The 16,045-nt window shown below is 65.4% G+C and carries 13 protein-coding genes; 4 read left to right on the top strand and 9 right to left on the bottom strand.

Annotated elements, in window-relative coordinates:
• Positions 1-68 precede the first annotated feature (68 nt).
• Complete coding sequence (locus tag ATB98_RS22165) at positions 69-1,220, top strand: coiled-coil domain-containing protein (RefSeq protein ID WP_066877544.1); 1,152 nt, start codon at positions 69-71, stop codon at positions 1,218-1,220.
• A gap of 177 nt (positions 1,221-1,397) precedes the next feature.
• On the opposite strand, the gene ATB98_RS22170 is transcribed toward ATB98_RS22165, so the two are convergent.
• Together ATB98_RS22170 and ATB98_RS22175 are read right to left on the bottom strand one after the other, a co-directional pair.
• Positions 1,398-2,225, bottom strand: a complete 828-nt coding sequence (locus ATB98_RS22170) for a TrmH family RNA methyltransferase (RefSeq protein WP_066877546.1) — start codon at positions 2,223-2,225, stop codon at positions 1,398-1,400.
• A 4-nt stretch (positions 2,226-2,229) separates the two neighbouring features.
• Positions 2,230-2,613, bottom strand: a complete 384-nt coding sequence (locus ATB98_RS22175; protein ID WP_066877548.1) for a hypothetical protein — start codon at positions 2,611-2,613, stop codon at positions 2,230-2,232.
• A gap of 29 nt (positions 2,614-2,642) precedes the next feature.
• On the opposite strand from ATB98_RS22175, the gene ATB98_RS22180 reads away from it, so the two are divergent.
• Positions 2,643-3,668 carry an RluA family pseudouridine synthase gene (locus ATB98_RS22180; RefSeq protein ID WP_066877550.1) on the top strand — a complete coding sequence of 342 codons (1,026 nt, stop codon included), beginning with the start codon at positions 2,643-2,645 and terminating at the stop codon, positions 3,666-3,668.
• A 264-nt stretch (positions 3,669-3,932) separates the two neighbouring features.
• Entirely contained in the window at positions 3,933-4,838 is a 906-nt protein-coding gene (rpoH, locus tag ATB98_RS22185; RefSeq protein WP_066877552.1) for an RNA polymerase sigma factor RpoH, read from the top strand.
• A gap of 83 nt (positions 4,839-4,921) precedes the next feature.
• Here the strand turns inward: rpoH and ATB98_RS22190 are convergent, their stop codons facing one another.
• Together ATB98_RS22190 and ATB98_RS22195 are read right to left on the bottom strand one after the other, a co-directional pair.
• The gene (locus tag ATB98_RS22190) at positions 4,922-7,225 is read right to left on the bottom strand and encodes a hypothetical protein (RefSeq protein ID WP_066877554.1); all 2,304 of its coding nucleotides are present in this window, start codon (positions 7,223-7,225) and stop codon (positions 4,922-4,924) included.
• Between the two features lie 256 nt (positions 7,226-7,481).
• On the bottom strand, positions 7,482-8,780 hold the full coding sequence (locus tag ATB98_RS22195; protein WP_066877556.1) for an adenylosuccinate synthase: 1,299 nt from the start codon (positions 8,778-8,780) through the stop codon (positions 7,482-7,484).
• 208 nt (positions 8,781-8,988) lie between these two features.
• Between ATB98_RS22195 and ATB98_RS22200 the strand changes: the two genes are divergently transcribed.
• Positions 8,989-9,879, top strand: a complete 891-nt coding sequence (locus ATB98_RS22200; RefSeq protein ID WP_066877574.1) for a DMT family transporter — start codon at positions 8,989-8,991, stop codon at positions 9,877-9,879.
• 185 nt (positions 9,880-10,064) lie between these two features.
• Here ATB98_RS22200 and serA read toward each other — a convergent pair whose 3' ends face one another.
• From serA to ATB98_RS22225, 5 genes are all read right to left on the bottom strand, one after another.
• Positions 10,065-11,660, bottom strand: coding sequence for a phosphoglycerate dehydrogenase (serA, locus tag ATB98_RS22205; protein ID WP_066877558.1), 1,596 nt, complete (start codon positions 11,658-11,660; stop codon positions 10,065-10,067).
• A gap of 79 nt (positions 11,661-11,739) precedes the next feature.
• Positions 11,740-12,918 (bottom strand): phosphoserine transaminase, encoded by a 1,179-nt coding sequence (locus ATB98_RS22210; RefSeq protein WP_066877560.1) that lies wholly within the window; start codon positions 12,916-12,918, stop codon positions 11,740-11,742.
• Positions 12,919-13,057: 139 nt separating this feature from the next.
• Positions 13,058-13,894 (bottom strand): outer membrane protein, encoded by an 837-nt coding sequence (locus ATB98_RS22215; protein WP_153435987.1) that lies wholly within the window; start codon positions 13,892-13,894, stop codon positions 13,058-13,060.
• A gap of 153 nt (positions 13,895-14,047) precedes the next feature.
• Positions 14,048-14,812: a hypothetical protein gene (locus ATB98_RS22220; protein ID WP_066877562.1), complete on the bottom strand. Its 765-nt coding sequence runs from the start codon at positions 14,810-14,812 to the stop codon at positions 14,048-14,050.
• A gap of 122 nt (positions 14,813-14,934) precedes the next feature.
• A complete protein-coding gene (locus ATB98_RS22225) occupies positions 14,935-15,699 on the bottom strand; it encodes an outer membrane protein (protein ID WP_066877577.1) in 765 nt (254 codons plus the stop codon).
• Between the last annotated feature and the right edge of the window lie 346 nt (positions 15,700-16,045).

Raw genomic sequence — 16,045 nt, forward strand, 5'->3', positions numbered from 1 at the left:
GCATAAAGCGAATGACTGCCCAAGGCGAACAGGCATCGGATCCGGTCCAGATTTGAAACGGCCAGCACGTGATTGAATACGCGTTACTTTTTGCCCTGGGTTTTCTGACGGCGGTCGTCATCGGCTTGCTGGTTGCGCCGGCGATCCAGAGACGCATCGTGCGTTTCGCCGAAGATCGGCTGAAAGCGACGATGCCGCTGAGTCCGCAGGAGGTGCGCGCGCAAAGGGACGCCGCCCGCGCCGCCTATGCCGTCGAGAATGCCAAGGCGCTGCAGGCGCTTCGACGCGAGCGCGACAAGGGTGTCGCGCTGATGCTCGCGAACGAGAAGGCGCTGCAGGAAGCCCGCAAACTGGCGAGCGAGAATGCCGAACTGCAGGCGCAGATCGCGGACATGAACCTCGAGGCCGCCGACATGCGCTCCGCCATCCGGCAGTTCCAGGAGCGGATCGAAACCATGGAGGCGACCGTCGTTGCCTCGGAGCGCGACAACGGCGCCAAGACCGAGACGGTGCTCGCGCTGAGCGGTCAGGTCGACAGGCACGCCACCGACCTCAATGGCCTCCGGATAGACCTTGCGGCGCGCGAGACCGAAATCGAACACCTGAAGAGCCGCCTGGCGGCGCTGCGCGACGAGCGCGAGGCGTTGCGCGCCGATCTCAAGGCCGAGAATGCACGCGCACGGGAAATGGAACTGCGCCTCGGCAGGGACGAGCGGCGCATACGCCAGCTCGAAAGCCGGCTCGCCGGCGAAACGGCGGCCAATGCCGACCGCGAGAGTGCGCTCGATCAGCGGGCGGCAGAGGTCGCGCGGCTGCAGTCGCAGATCCAGGACGCCAAGCACGAACTGCGCGAAGCGACGAAAGCGCTTCGCGCCGCCGGCCTCCACGCCCCGAAGCGAACGCACCACACGAAGGCAAGCGTCGCAAGGCACGAGACGGAACCGACAGCCGAGGCCCACGACACGACCGGGCTTTCCGACGATCTCAGAAACCGCGCCACCGCTCTCTCCGAACGCCTCACCAACACGAAATCCTCCGCCCACGACGAAGCACTGCGCGAGGAGGTCGCCCAGATCGCCGCCGGCATGGTGGCGCTGACCGCGATGCGCGAAGGCAAGGCCTCGCCGATCCACGGTCTGCTTGCCGGCGAGGATGCAGCGAAGGAGAAAGACCGCAAGAGCCTCGCCCAGCGGGCGAAGGAGATGCTGCCCCCCGAGTGATGCTGCGATCCTGGATTCGCCCCTCATCCGGCCTGCCGGCCACCTTCTCCCCGCACGCGGCCGCACGCGAGGAGAAGGGGACTCGCCGCGCCGCGGCATACCCCTTCTCCCCGTAAAAACGGGGAGAAGGTCGCGGCAGCGGGATGAGGGGCAACTCCCCCTGCTTATATACTTCGTTCAGATCCGGCCGTTGGTGCGCGCGACCTGGTGCAGCGCGATGGCGGCCGCCGTCGCCACGTTCAGGCTGTCGAGACCCGGGCGCTGGCGGATTCGCGCCGTGCGGATCGCCGCAAGTATTTTGTCGGGCAGACCCTCGCCTTCGGTGCCGACGAGCAGCGCCGTGCGCGGTGTCGGCGGAATATCGGCAATGTCGGTTTCCCCGCGCGGCGACAGGCCCCAGAGCGCGAAGCCCGCGGCCTGCAGCCGCTCGATCAGCTCCGCAATCGTCCCTTCGCGCGCAAACGGCAGCGTCAGCACCGATCCGACCGAAACGCGGATCGCCTTGCGATACATCGGATCGCAGCTCGACCCGTCCATCAGCAAGGCATCGACGCCGAAGGCGGCGGCGTTGCGAAAGAGCGCGCCCATATTGTCGTGGTTCGACAGGCCGCAGGCAGCGAGCGCGAGGCTTTCCGCGGCAAGCGCGGCAAGCAGCGCGTCCCGCCCCGGCATCTGGTCGCGCCGCCCGAGCGCGAGGACGCCGCGATGCATGTTGAAGCCGGCGATCGCGTCGAAGACCCGGCCATCGGCCACGAAGACGGGCAGATCGGCCGGGAATTCGGCCAGCACGTCGGCAAGGCCGGCGAGCCGGTTCTCGAGCAGCAGGATCGCCTCCGCGGCGATGCCCCGTCCGGCGCGATGCGCGGCGGCGAGCATCCGCAGCACGACGGTGCCTTCGGCGATGAAGCGGCCCTGCCGGCCGGTCAGGTCGCGCTCCTTGATCGACACGAACCCGGCTATGCGCGGGTCGGCCGGATCGTCGATGCGGACGGGCGGCATGGCCATGTCGTCAATTCGTCCTGACGGTGACGTCGGCGACGATGCGGCCCGCAGCGATGTCGAAGACGATCGCGCGCGGCTCGGCCCCCGGCAGGCTGCCGTAGAAGAGCACTTGCGAGCCGGATAGCGCCACGTCACTGACGGAGAAGCCGGCCGGCAGGGCCGCGATGGCGTTGACCGGCGCATCCCCGGGTACGCCGATCGCCGGCTGGGCAGTTTCGCTGCGCCCGTCCGGGCGCGTCAGCTTGTAGACAATCGCCCCGAGGACGGCCATAAGCATGATCAGCATCACGCCGGCCGATACGAGCTGCAGGCGCACCATCTTGCGGCGGACGTTCTCCATCGCGGGATCGAGTGGCTTGTCGTCTTCCTGATGATCGGGCTCGATGGTCATAGTCGGCTTTCTAGCGGAATTGAAACGGAATGAACGATCCCTTTAAACAAGCGGCCGGCAATAGGAAAGTCCTGACGGCCGGCAACGACGCGGCCGGCCGGCTCGACGCCTTCCTGACCGAGGCGCTTTCGGGCGAATTTTCGCGCAACCGCATCAAGGGCCTGATCGAGCAGGGCGCCGTTTCGATCAACGGCGCGACGATCGTCGAGCCGAAGCGGAAGGTCCATCCGGGCGACAGCTTCGAGATCGCCCTGCCGGAGCCCGAGGATCCCGAGCCCAAGGGCGAGGCAATCCCGCTCGACGTGCTTTACGAGGACCACGACCTGATCGTGCTCGTGAAGCCGGCCGGCCTGGTCGTGCATCCCGGCGCCGGCAACTGGACCGGGACGCTCGTCAATGCGCTGATCCATCATTGCGGCGACAGTCTTTCCGGTATCGGCGGCGTCAGGCGCCCGGGCATCGTGCATCGGCTCGACAAGGACACCAGCGGCGTCATGGTGGCGGCGAAGAACGATGCCGCCCACCGCCACCTCTCCGACCAGTTCGCCGACCACGGCCGCAACGGACCGCTGGAGCGCGCCTACCGCGCGGTGATCTGGGGCCGGCCCCGCCAGTTGAAGGGCGTGATAGACGCGCCGCTCGGGCGCGGCGGCGACAGGACGAAGCGGGCCGTCAAGCGCGAAGAAAGCGACGACGCGCGCGAGGCGATCACGCATTACGAGGTCGTCGAGCGCTATCACGAGAAACCGGACGGCACCTGTCTCGCCTCGGCGGTCGAATGCCATCTCGAAACCGGGCGTACCCATCAGATCCGCGTCCACATGGCCCATATCGGCCACCCGCTGATCGGCGACCCCGACTACGGCGCTGCCTTTCGCACCAAGGCCAACCTGCTGCCGGAGCCGGCGAAGACCATGGTCAACCGCTTTCCCCGGCAGGCGCTGCACGCCTTCATGCTGCAGTTCGAGCATCCCTCGACCGGCGAAACCATGCATTTCAAGGCGCCGCTGCCGCAGGACATGGCCGAACTGATCGAAGCCCTCAAAGCGGGATGAGCGTCCGCTCCAGGCAATCCGAAAAATGCCCGCAATCCAGCGGCGAGCGGGCGATCCAACCCTTGAATTGGCGACGAAGGATTCCAATCTTATAGGAGCTTCAAATCGCAACATTCCCTTTCTCTGGCTTCACGGCAGCGTGAAACCGGAGTCCTTGAATCATGCTTTCGCCGTACTTATCTTCTAGCCTCGTGGGGTCTGGATGAAGACCCACAGGCCCGGCCTGCCGTCTTGGAGGCTGGAGACGCACAAAGGGGGTGCTTCATGGCCCGCAATACCTTGCCGACCATTGCTGCTGGAGAGGGCGGTCTCAACCGCTATCTTGATGAAATCCGCAAATTTCCGATGCTCGAGCCGCAGGAAGAGTACATGCTCGCCAAGCGGTACCAGGAGCATGACGATCGCAACGCCGCGCACAAGCTCGTAACCAGCCATCTTCGCCTCGTCGCCAAGATCGCGATGGGCTATCGCGGCTACGGCCTGCCGATTGGCGAAGTCATATCCGAGGGCAACGTCGGCCTGATGCAGGCCGTCAAGAAGTTCGAACCCGATCGCGGCTTCCGTCTGGCGACCTACGCCATGTGGTGGATCAAGGCCGCGATCCAGGAATATATCCTGCGCTCGTGGTCGCTGGTCAAAATGGGCACCACCGCCAACCAGAAGCGGCTGTTCTTCAATCTCAGGCGGTTGAAGGGTCGCATCCAGGCGCTCGACGAGGGCGATCTGAAGCCCGAACAGGTCAAGGAGATCGCAACGACGCTAAAGGTCAGCGAGGACGAGGTCGTCTCGATGAACCGGCGCCTCTCCGGAGACGCGTCGCTCAACGCGCCGATCAAGGCCAGCGAGGGCGATTCCGGCCAGTGGCAGGATTGGCTGGTCGACGAGCACGACAACCAGGAAGAAATCCTTATCGAACAGGACGAGCTGGACAGCCGCCGTGCCCTCCTCGCCGGCGCCATGAAGGTCCTGAACGACCGCGAGCGCCGCATCTTCGAGGCCCGCCGGCTGACGGAGGAACCAGTGACGCTCGAGGAGCTCTCGTCCGAGTTCGACATCAGCCGCGAGCGCGTCCGCCAGATCGAGGTCCGCGCCTTCGAAAAGGTCCAGGACGCGGTCAGGAAAGCCGCGTTGGAGCGCGCCAACGCGCTACCCGTCGTCGAGGGCGCATAAGCGGCCCAATAGGGAATAAAGCAAAAATCCCGGCTGGGCTCTCCAGCCGGGATTTTTTGTTTCTGGACCCGGTGCTCTTATTGCTATTGCCCGCTCGCCGCCGTGTTGCCGAGAGTGGCCCAGGCCTGCAGGGCCTTGGTGAAGGCCTCGGTCCCGCTCGGCCCCTTCTCGAGCGTCAGGAGGGCGCGGCGTCCGTTCCGGTAGGTGATCGGTATATCGATCCAAGAGCGGCTGCGCAGGAGCTCGGTATTGGCGCTGACGGCCTCGGCGAAATCATTGAGCGCGATCATGTGGAAATCGTCGGTGATCTTCGCCGGTACCGCGATCAGCGGATCGCCGCGGTCCTGCTCGGTGCGCTTCATCGACACGCGCTGGACGCCGTCGATGCTGCCGCCCTCGAAGTTCTCGGGCAGCGAGAACACGAACTCGATCACGTGGCTCGCCGGCAGCGACGGATCGGCGTTGCGCTTGATCGTCATCAGCGCGGTCAGGCCGCGGTCCGGAACGCTGATCTGGGCCTGGATCGCGGGCTCCGGCTTGGCATCACCGCCCGGAGATTCCTCCTTGATCGACCAGGCGACGGCGCCGGGGATCGCGGTCGGCGACGACTGGCCGAGCCGCTCCTCGTAGAGGAACATCTTCTCGCCATCGGCGACGGAAATCTCGGGCTGTGCCGGCTGGGCGTTGCCCTGGCCCGCCGCCGGCGTGGTCGCGGGATCGGTCGCGGCCTGCTGCACGCCGGCCTCGTCGTTCGGCGGCCGGACGGCCTCCGTCTGCGCCGCAACGGACTTGCCCTCCTGCGAGGCGGCCGTGCCGTTCGCGCCTGCAGGTCCCTCGTCCCGCTCGGTTCCGTCGGCAAGCAGCCGCTGCGTAAACTTGGTCGAGCCTTCCTGGGGCGGCGCGGCCTCATCCGGCTTGCCCGAAAGTTCGGCCGGTTGTTCTTCCGGCTCGCCCTCGCCGGCCGGCGCCTGCGGCGCTTCGGCGGGTCCGGCGGGCATGATCCTGGCGACCATGTCCGAGAGCCAGGCATTGCCCGCCTCCCGGTTCTGCCAGTAGGCGTAACCGCCGCCGCCGAGGAGAAGAACGATCACCGCACCGATTACGAGCCGCTTGATGCCGAACAGGCGAGGCTTGGGCGTGGCACGGTAGGACGGCGGGCGCTGGCCGGCCGGCGCCGGTGACGGCCCGAGCTCGGCGTCCTTCTCCGGGCCGGTCACGGCCGAGCCGTTCGCCGCCCGCCCGCCTTCGTCGAAGCCGAGCAGATCGTCTATATGATCCCAGGCGGTGCTGGCGCGTGCCTCCTCGTTCGCGGCCGCCGGCGCCTTTTCCACCGGCCATGACCATTCGGAGATGTCGGGCTCCTCGGCCTTGCCCTTCTTGTCTTCGGCCCCGGCGGCAAAGGGGTCGCCGTCATCGAAGGACCAGGAGCGTGCGGCAGCCGCCTCGTCGTTGCGCGGCTCAACCGCTTCCGGTTCGACGGGATGCATGCCGAGCCGCGCCGGCTCGGACGGGGCCGCCTCCTTCTCCCGTTCGGGTGCCGCCTGCGGTGCGCTCGGCCCGACGGAGGGCGCGGGATCCTCCCATTCGGGCAGCGCCCATTCGGAGGGCCGCTCCGCCTGCGCCGGCGCCTCGGCCGGCGGAGCCGGTTCGTCGACGGGCTGGGGCTCGGCCGCGCCCGCCTCGGGCGCCGCGGCCTCATCCTGGACCTCGGGCTCCGGTTGCGCCTCGGCCGGCGTTCCCCATTCCGCTGCGGCGTGAGCCGGCTCGATCGCCTCTCCGCCGTCGGCCTCATGCGCCACTTCGCTCGCCGGCGTCTCGGCCGCGGCGGCTTCCTCGTACTGCGTCGTTTCGTGCGCGCCGACCTCGGCCGCCGGGGCGGCCTCGATTGGCTGCGGCTCCTCTTGCGCCTCGGTATGGGGCGCTACTGACGGCTCTTCAGCCGCAGACGGTTCCGCGGCCGGCTCCTCGGGTTCGACTGCGGATTGCTGCCCGACCTCCTCCGAAGCGGCCGGATGCGCCTCCACCTCATCAGGGGCCGGGACGACATGCTCTTCCGCGGCGGCGGGCGCTGCGGCGCCGGGTTCCATGGCGGGGGCTTCGGCAGCGGGGGCTTCGGCAGGGGCCGCTTCGGCCGCCGCGGGCTCGGCCGGTTCGGCCTCGTCGACAGCCGGCAGCGCTTCGGCGTTCTCGCTTTCGACCTCGGCGATCGCCTGTTCCAGCTTGTTGAGCTGGCGGTTGATCATGTCGTCCGACGGCCGGGGATTCATGTTCTCGAGCTGGCGCCGCACGGCACTGCGCGCCTTCTCGTAGACCCTGCCTCGCATTTCCGGAGTGTTTTCCGACAGGCCGTCGACCGTCCTGCGAATAACTGCAACAAAATCCGCCATCAGAACTTTCTCAACTTGCAGGCGCGCGGCCGCGCCCGCGATGCCATTTCCTTTGCGCCGACACCAGGGTCAGGCCATATTGACGTCGTCCAGTCTGCGGGGCGCGAAAGCGTTCCCGCCCCTTCAGGTCCCGGTCCATGGGCCGCCTGATCGAAGGCAAGGCTCGACCGGACCTCAAGGTCGCGCCTTGCGCTGTTTTCTCCCATCTATTCCCCGCGGACCGGACCAGAATGGACGAATTTGATACGTCTTGACCCTAGTCCTCAAAAGGGTCCGTCACAAGTATCGTGTCGTCGCGTTCCGGGCTCGTTGAAAGAAGCGCGACCGGCGCTCCGATCAACTCCTCGACCTGGCGAACATATTTGATCGCCTGCGCCGGAAGATCGGCCCAACTGCGGGCACCGACCGTCGATTCCTTCCACCCCTCGAGCGTAATATAGACTGGCTTTACCGAAGCTTGCTGTGCCTGACTTGCCGGCAGATGGTCGATCTGCTGCCCGTCCAGAGTATAGCCGACGCAGATCTTCAATTCGTCGAGGCCGTCGAGCACATCGAGCTTGGTGAGCGCGATGCCGGTGATGCCGTTGGCGGCGACCGACTGGCGCACGAGAGCGGCGTCGAACCAGCCGCAGCGGCGCTTGCGCCCGGTCACCGTGCCGAATTCATGGCCGCGCTCGCCGAGGAACTGGCCGACCTCGTCGTTGAGCTCCGTCGGGAACGGCCCCTCGCCGACGCGCGTCGTATAGGCCTTGGTGATGCCGAGGATGTAGCCGAGCGAGCCCGGCCCCATGCCCGAGCCGGCGGCAGCCTGGCCGGCGACGGTGTTCGACGAGGTGACGAAGGGGTAGGTGCCGTGGTCGATGTCGAGCAGCGTGCCCTGGGCGCCCTCGAAGAGGATGCGCGCGCCCTTGCGGCGCTCCCGGTCGAGCAGCAGCCAGATCGTATCCATGAACGGCAAGATCCGCGCGGAGACGGCGGAAAGCTCGTCCATGATCGCCTGGTGGCTGATCTCCGCCTCGCCGAGGCCGCGACGCAGCGCATTGTGGTGGGTCAGGAGCCGGTCGACCTTGGCCGGCAGCGTGTCGCCATCGGCGAGGTCCATGACGCGGATCGCCCGCCGGCCGACCTTGTCCTCATAGGCGGGGCCGATGCCGCGGCGGGTCGTGCCGATCTTGGTGCCGCTGTTCGACGCCGCATCCTCGCGGATGCCGTCGAGCTCGCGGTGGAGCGAGAGGATCAGCGTGGCATTGTCGGCGATGCGCAGGTTGTCGGGCGCGACCTTGACGCCCTGAGCCGCCAGCTTGTCGATCTCGGCGATCAGCGCATGCGGGTCGATCACCACGCCATTGCCGATGACGGCGAGCTTGCCGGGGCGCACGACGCCCGACGGCAGCAGCGACAGCTTGTAGCTGACGCCGTCGATCACCAGCGTATGGCCGGCATTGTGACCGCCCTGGAAGCGCACGACGATGTCGGCACGCTCCGAGAGCCAGTCCACGATCTTGCCTTTGCCTTCGTCGCCCCACTGGGAACCGACCACCACGACGTTCGTCATAATTCTCTTCCTGTTCACACGCGCATGAAGCGTTTGCGCCGTTCTCAAACCCGCGCATCTATACTGTGTTGTCTTGCGGAAAGCGACCCCGTTGTAAACCGCCGCCGGCCCTTTTTGAATGGCAAGTTGCGACGTTACCGCCTATACCTCGAAAACTCTTCCGCCTTTCCGGCAGCCCCTCCTCCATTCCCATCGGGATCGCATCATCGTGAACGCCAAGGCCTATTTCTACCTCAGCATCACCACGCTCTTCTGGGGCGGCAACTCGGTCGCGGGCAAGATGGCCGTCGGCCATGTGAGCCCGATGATGCTGACGACGCTGCGTTGGCTGGTGGCGATCACCGTCATCCTCGCATTGATGACGCCCCAGATCCGCCGCGACTGGGACAAGATCCGCCGTCACTGGCTGCAACTCATCGCCTATGGCGCCATCGGCTTCACCTTGTTCAACGCCTTTCTCTATTCGGCGGTGAAATATACGAGCGCCATCAATGCGGTGATCCTGCAGGCCGGCATTCCGATGCTGATCTTCATCTTCAATTTCGCCCTTTTTCGGATGAAGGCCTCGCTTGCCCAGGTCGTCGGCTTTACCGTGACCCTGACCGGCGTGCTGCTGACGGCCGCCCATGGCGACGTCGCCAGCCTGATGCGGCTGCGGTTCAACTTCGGCGACGTGCTGATGATCCTCGCCTGCATCGTCTATGCCGCCTATACGGTGGCGCTGCGCTGGAAGCCCAACATGCATTGGCAGAGTTTCATCGCCGCGCCGGCCTTCGGCGCGCTGCTGAGCGCCATTCCGCTCCTCGGCTGGGAAGTGGCAAGCGGCAGTGCGCTCGCGCCGGATGCGACCGGCTGGGCGATCATCCTCTATGCCGCGATCTTCCCGTCGCTGATGTCGCAGGTCCTCTATGTCCGCGGCGTCGAGATGATCGGCGCCAACCGTGCCGGCCTCTTCATCAACGCCATTCCTGTATTCGGGACGCTTCTTTCCGTCCTGCTCGTCGGGGAGGCGTTCCAGCCGTTCCATCTCGTGGCGCTGGCGCTCGTCCTCGGCGGCATCGCAATCGCGGAGCGGGGACGGCCGAAGCCGTCGAAGTAGGACGTTTCGCTTCGGGTGGTGCAAGCGGGCCGCGTGCCGGCCGCTCATCCGCCTGCCGGAACCTTCTCGCCATTCTTGACGGGGAGAAGGGACTCGCGGCGGCGCTACGGGGAAAGCCCCTCCCCCCTTGTGGTTCTTGGGGGGAGGGTGAAGTTTTCAACAACGCCTGAAGGGGTGGAGCCCCCTCAATCGACGTTGAAGACCAGCGGTTTTGCCTGGCGGACTGCCGGGTTGGCGCGAAGCCGGTCGAGGACCGTCTCGGAAACCGGTCCGTCCACATAGAGCAGCGCGATCGCATCGCCGGCCTGCTTCTCGCGGCCGAGCTGGAAATTGGCGATGTTGACGCCGGCGTCGCCGAGCGTCGTGCCGATGAAGCCGATCATGCCGGGAACGTCGGTGTTGGTGATGTAGACCATGTGGTTGCCGACATCCGCATCGAGGTTGATGCCCTTGATCTGGATGAAGCGCGGCTTGCCGTCGGAGAAGACGGTGCCCGCGACCGAGCGCGTCTGGTTCGCCGTCGTCACCGTCAGCTTGATGTAACCGTCGAAGACGCCCGTCTTGTCGCGCTTGACCTCGGACAGGATGATGCCCTTTTCCTTCACCATGATCGGCGCCGAAACCATGTTGACGTCGGCCACCTGCGGGCGGATCAGGCCGGCAAGCACGGCGCTCGTCAGCGCCTTGGTGTTCATCGCCGCGGTCGAACCGTCGTAAAGGATCTCGATCTCCTTGATCGCGCTTTCGGTGACCTGGCCGACGAAGGCGCCGAGCACATCGGCGAGCCGGATGAAGGGCTTGAGGATCGGCGCCTCTTCCGCCGTGATCGACGGCATGTTGATGGCGTTGGTCACCGCGCCCTTGACGAGATATTCGGACATCTGCTCGGCGACCTGGAGCGCGACGTTCTCCTGCGCCTCGGTCGTCGAGGCGCCGAGATGCGGGGTGCAGACGACGTTCGGCAGGCCGAAGAGCGGGCTTTCGGTGGCGGGCTCCACCTCGAACACGTCGAAGCCGGCGCCGGCGACATGGCCGGACTTCAGCGCTTCGGCAAGCGCCCTTTCATCGACGAGGCCGCCGCGGGCGCAGTTGATGATGCGCACGCCAGGCTTGGTCTTGGCGATCGCTTCGGCGTTCAGGATGTTGCGCGTCTTGTCGGTCAGCGGCACGTGCAGGGTGATGAAGTCGGCCTGGGCGAGCAACTCGTCGAGCTCGACCTTGACGACGCCCATCTCCTCCGCCCGCTCCTTCGACAGGAACGGGTCGTAGGCGACGACGTGCATCTTGAGGCCGATGGCGCGGGCGCAAACGATCGAGCCGATATTGCCGGCGCCGATGACGCCGAGCACCTTGCCGGTGATCTCGACACCCATGAACTTGGATTTCTCCCACTTGCCGGACTGGGTCGAATTGTCGGCGGCCGGAAGCTGGCGGGCGACGGCGAACATCAGCGCGATCGCATGCTCGGCGGTGGTGATCGAGTTGCCGAAGGGGGTATTCATGACGATGATGCCGCGGCGCGAGGCGGCGGGGATGTCGACATTGTCGACGCCGATGCCGGCACGGCCGACCACCTTGAGGTTGGTGGCCGCGGCAATCAGCTTTTCGGTCACCTTGGTGGCCGAGCGAATGGCGAGACCATCGTAATTGCCGATGATTTCGGCAAGCTTTTCCTTGTCCTTGCCGAGCTTCGGCTGGAAATCCACTTCGACGCCGTGGTTGCGGAATATCTGGACGGCGGTTTCCGACAGTTCGTCGGATACGAGAACGCGAGGTGCCATGAAGGCCTCCTTGAAGATCAGGTCTTGAGCGGTTCGGAAACGGCTTCGCCCTCCTCGAGAGCGAAGCAATCGCATCGGATCAGGCGGCGGCCTGCGAAAGCGTTGCCTTCTGGGTCTCGAAGGCCCAGGTGAGCCACGGCATCAGCGCTTCCATGTCGGACGTCTCGATGGTCGCGCCGGCCCAGATGCGCAGGCCGGACGGGGCATCGCGATAGTGGCCGACATCGAAGGCGACGCCTTCCTTGTCGAGGAGGGCGACGACGCCCTTGGCGAAGGCGGCCTGCGCATCCGCATCGAGCGCCGCAACGTCGCCGTCGACGATCTTCAGGCAGACGGAGGTGTTGGAGCGCGTCTCCGGCTTGACCGCGAGGTTGGCGATCCAGTCGTTGGCGGCGACGAACCGGTGGATGACATCGGCATTGGCGTTTGCACGGGCGATCAGGCCCTCGAGGCCGCCGACCGACTTCGCCCAGAGGAGCGCATCGATGTAATCCTCGACGCAGAGCATCGACGGCGTGTTGATCGTCTCGCCGGTGAAGATGCCTTCGATCAGCTTGCCGCCCTTGGTCATGCGGAAGATCTTCGGCAGCGGCCAGGCGGGGACATAGGTTTCCAACCGCTCGACCGCGCGCGGGCTCAGGATGAGCACGCCATGGGCACCCTCGCCGCCCAGTACCTTCTGCCAGGAGAAGGTGACGACGTCGAGCTTGGCAAAATCGAGAGCCTGGGCGAAGGCGGCGGACGTCGCGTCGCAGATCGTCAGGCCCTTGCGGTCGGCAGGAATGAAATCGGCGTTCGGCACGCGCACGCCCGACGTCGTGCCGTTCCAGGTGAAGACGACGTCGCGGTCGAAGTCGACGTTGGAGAGATCCGGCAGCTCGCCGTAATCGGCTTCGAACCGGCGGACGTCGGCAAGCTTAAGCTGCTTGACCACGTCGGTGACCCAGCCCGCACCAAAGCTTTCCCAGGCCAGCATGTCGACGCCACGGGCGCCGAGCAGCGACCACAGCGCCATTTCGACGGCGCCGGTATCGGAAGCGGGCACGATGCCGATGCGGTAGTCGGCCGGCACTTCGAGAATTTCGCGGGTAAGGTCGATGGCTTGCTTCAGCTTCGTCTTGCCGATCTTGGCGCGGTGCGAACGACCGAGCGGCGCATCGGAGAGAGCTTCGAGCGTCCAACCGGGACGCTTCGCGCAAGGACCAGAAGAGAAATGGGTATTTGCCGGGCGCACGGCCGGCTTGGCAGGCTTCGTCATATGCTATCCTCTCAGATAGAAGCCCCTCGTTGGGGAGGGGTGTCCCGCCGCCGTGAATATTGCGGGTCGGAGAGGAAGTCAAGCGCGTTGCGTCGCGTTTGAAAAAATTTATGGCGTTCCGAGCATAGCGCCTGCCCTCTTACCAAAGGGCGAAGCGCAGGCCGGCGCGGATCTCGTGCCGGGAGAGGCCGTCGTCGTGCCCTTTCGTGCCGGCAGCGCCCGAAAGCGCCTCGGCGCCGAAGCCGAACATGTCGCCGCCTGCAACATGCGAATAGCGATAGCCGACGTCGAATTTCAGCCGGTCCGTCACGTCGTAGGAGACACCCGCCATCAGGGCGTAGGTGAACCGCCAGCTATCCTCTCCCCGATAGGAGGCCGTGCCCGTCGCACCGGAGCAGGCGCCGCCGCCGGCGACGCAGGCGGACGTTTCATGGACCGTGTTCCAGTCGATGCGGGTCGCGCCGATGCCGGCGCCGAGATAGGGCGTGAAGCCGGCAAGCGTCGCGAGGTCGACATAGCCGTTCGCCATCAGCCCGAGGGCGGAGAAATTGGCGGTATCCGACAAGGCGCAGGATGTCCCCGCCCCCTCGCCCGCGCACGGACCGGATGTGAACGAAGAACCGTCGAAGCGGCCTTCGAGATATTCGGCCGTCACATCGGCGCGCAGGACGTCGGTGAACCGGTAGCCGATGCCGACGGTGCCGGAGAGAGGCTTGTCGAAGCGGGCATTGTCGAACGGAACATGGTCGTAGCTGCCCGTGCCGCCGTCGAAGCTGCGGTAGAAGGGGTCGCCCTCATCCCGCCAGCCGGAATAGCCGATGTCACCGCGCAAGTAGACGCGGCCACCGGCGTTCGCTTCGGTGGAAATCTTGATTTCCGGCGCGTCGAGCAAATCCTCGTCGTCGGCGAGGACCGCGCCGGGCAGCAGCAAGCCGGCACTCAAAGCGATGCCGCAAACCCATTTCCGCCTGTCCATTTTCAGCGTCCTGCCAATCGTCCGTATCGGCGGCCATGACGACCGCATCGGCGTTAACTATTGGCAGCGACAAGTTAACCGACGGTTAAGCATATCCGTTGACGGAAAATTCACGCAATCGAGGGCGCCCAGGACACGCGATCCGTCATGACCTTATCGGCTTCCGCGCGATTGGCGCGCATCCATGTCCTTCACGTAAGCGTGCACATCCGTGCGTCGCGACAGCGTGCGCACGAGCAGATCGTGTTCGCCCACGATTGCTCTTGCCTCGACCAGGAAATGGCAGCCCTCCTTTTCTATCTCGCCAATGACTTCCCTGGTGTTGTCGGCGGCATTTCGCGAAATCGCATCCAGTTTCGCGAACATCTTCGTGCAGAAGCCATCGCCCCGCGCGGTGGCGACGCCGGCGTCGTTGAAGAAGAAGGCAGCCGAAACCAACTTGTCCTCATCCGGCCCCACAACGGCATAGGGTTCTCCCCAGTAGGCCGAAAGCGTTCGCACCCATTGCCCGGTGGCAATGCGGTCCTTCGGGAGGTGGGAGAACTTGACGTCGCGGGTGATGCCGTAAAGCACGCTTCCCGAGAGCGGCGAGGTGAAGGAAAGCCGATAGACATCGGAGAGCGGCGAGTCGCCCGGCGCGCGCGGCGATTTCAACTCGACCGTCGCCACGAAGGTCGCCGGCGCGCCATCCTGCTTCGTCTTCACCGGCAGGCGGTTTTCCGTCTTCTGCCAATCCGCGTACCTGCGCGAGATGACCGCCTGGACCTCGGCAAAGGTCATGCCGGTTTCGAAATCGCTGCCGGTGAGAAACCGCCGCGCCGTCATGTCATCCGGGTCCGACGAGGGAACCTTCGCCGGCGGGCCGGCATGGGCGAGTGCGGCGGAGAGGAGAAAGAAGGTGGTCGCGAGCGTCTTCATCTGTTCGTGCTGCCGAGGTCGAAAGAGCGCCCTCTATGGGCGTGGGTTTTCGGGAGATCTGCGGTCAAAAAAGGGGCCGCAATGCGGCCCCTGAAACGAAATCCGGCTCCGCAGGCGGTCGACTATTGCAGCGCGTAGCGCATGCCGAGCTTGAAATCGTGCGACGTGATGTCCTCGAAATGCATCGGGGCGTTGACGACGCTGCCATCGTAGGCGCGGAGCTTGCCGGTCTTAGCATCTCCGAGGTCGACGTAGCTGTAGCCGAAATCGATCGCCAGCCGCTCGGTCGCCTGATAGGCGACGCCGGCATGGAGCGCCCAGGCAAAATTCCAGGTCGGGTCTTCGTCCGCATAGGCGACGCCGGCCATCGGCACGTTGACGTCGCGGAAACCGGAGATCGTGTTGCGTGAGGCGCCGATACCGGCGCCGACATAGGGCTTGACGCCGTACCAGTCGCCGATGTCGACATAGGCGTTGGCCATCAACAACCACTCCGACTTGGCGCCGTCATAGTCGTTGGTGTTGTCGAATACGCCGTCACCGTCGCCGTCGTAGCGGTCGAGCGCGGAGAAATCCGCCTTGCCGCGATATTCGACGATGCCGTCCATGCGCAGCCAATCATTGAACTGGTAGCCGATACCCACGCCTGCCAGCGGTGCGCTGTCGAAGCTGCCCTCATCGACGAATTCATGAAGCGCGACGTCGTCGAACAACTCATGCTCCATGCTGCCGAGCCGCTGGTTGCTCATGCCGAGATGGCCGCGCAGATACCATCCGCCGACGACGACCGGCGCCGGATCGCCGGGATCTTCGATGTAAAGGTCCGCCGCCATCGCAGGGGCACCGCCCAACAATACCGCCGCAATCGCACTCAAGTATTTCTTCATGACATGCCCCCGCGAATATTTCGCCAACCCCCACAGGACGGCCGTGCAACTTTCCGTTGGGTTCAACTTCACATGTCGCGGTTAATATCGGATTAAGCATAGAAATTTACCCTGTTCTTTAAGGATTTCTAATGCTTCAAGTACCCGAATCGGCAAACGAGAGGGCCGGCGATCGATGCCGGCCGTGACAAAAATGCGGGGAGCCTGTGCTACGCGCCCTCACCCGCTTTGACCGGGTGAGCGCCGCAGGCGTCGGACGGAACGAAATCTAGCAGGCTGCTGAAAATCGTGTTGCGTTACCGCAAGCCATCGCGGTTGGTGCGATTTTTTGGCGGATTTCGGCAGG

This window comes from Sinorhizobium saheli, from assembly GCF_001651875.1.
GTDB lineage: Bacteria > Pseudomonadota > Alphaproteobacteria > Rhizobiales > Rhizobiaceae > Sinorhizobium > Sinorhizobium saheli.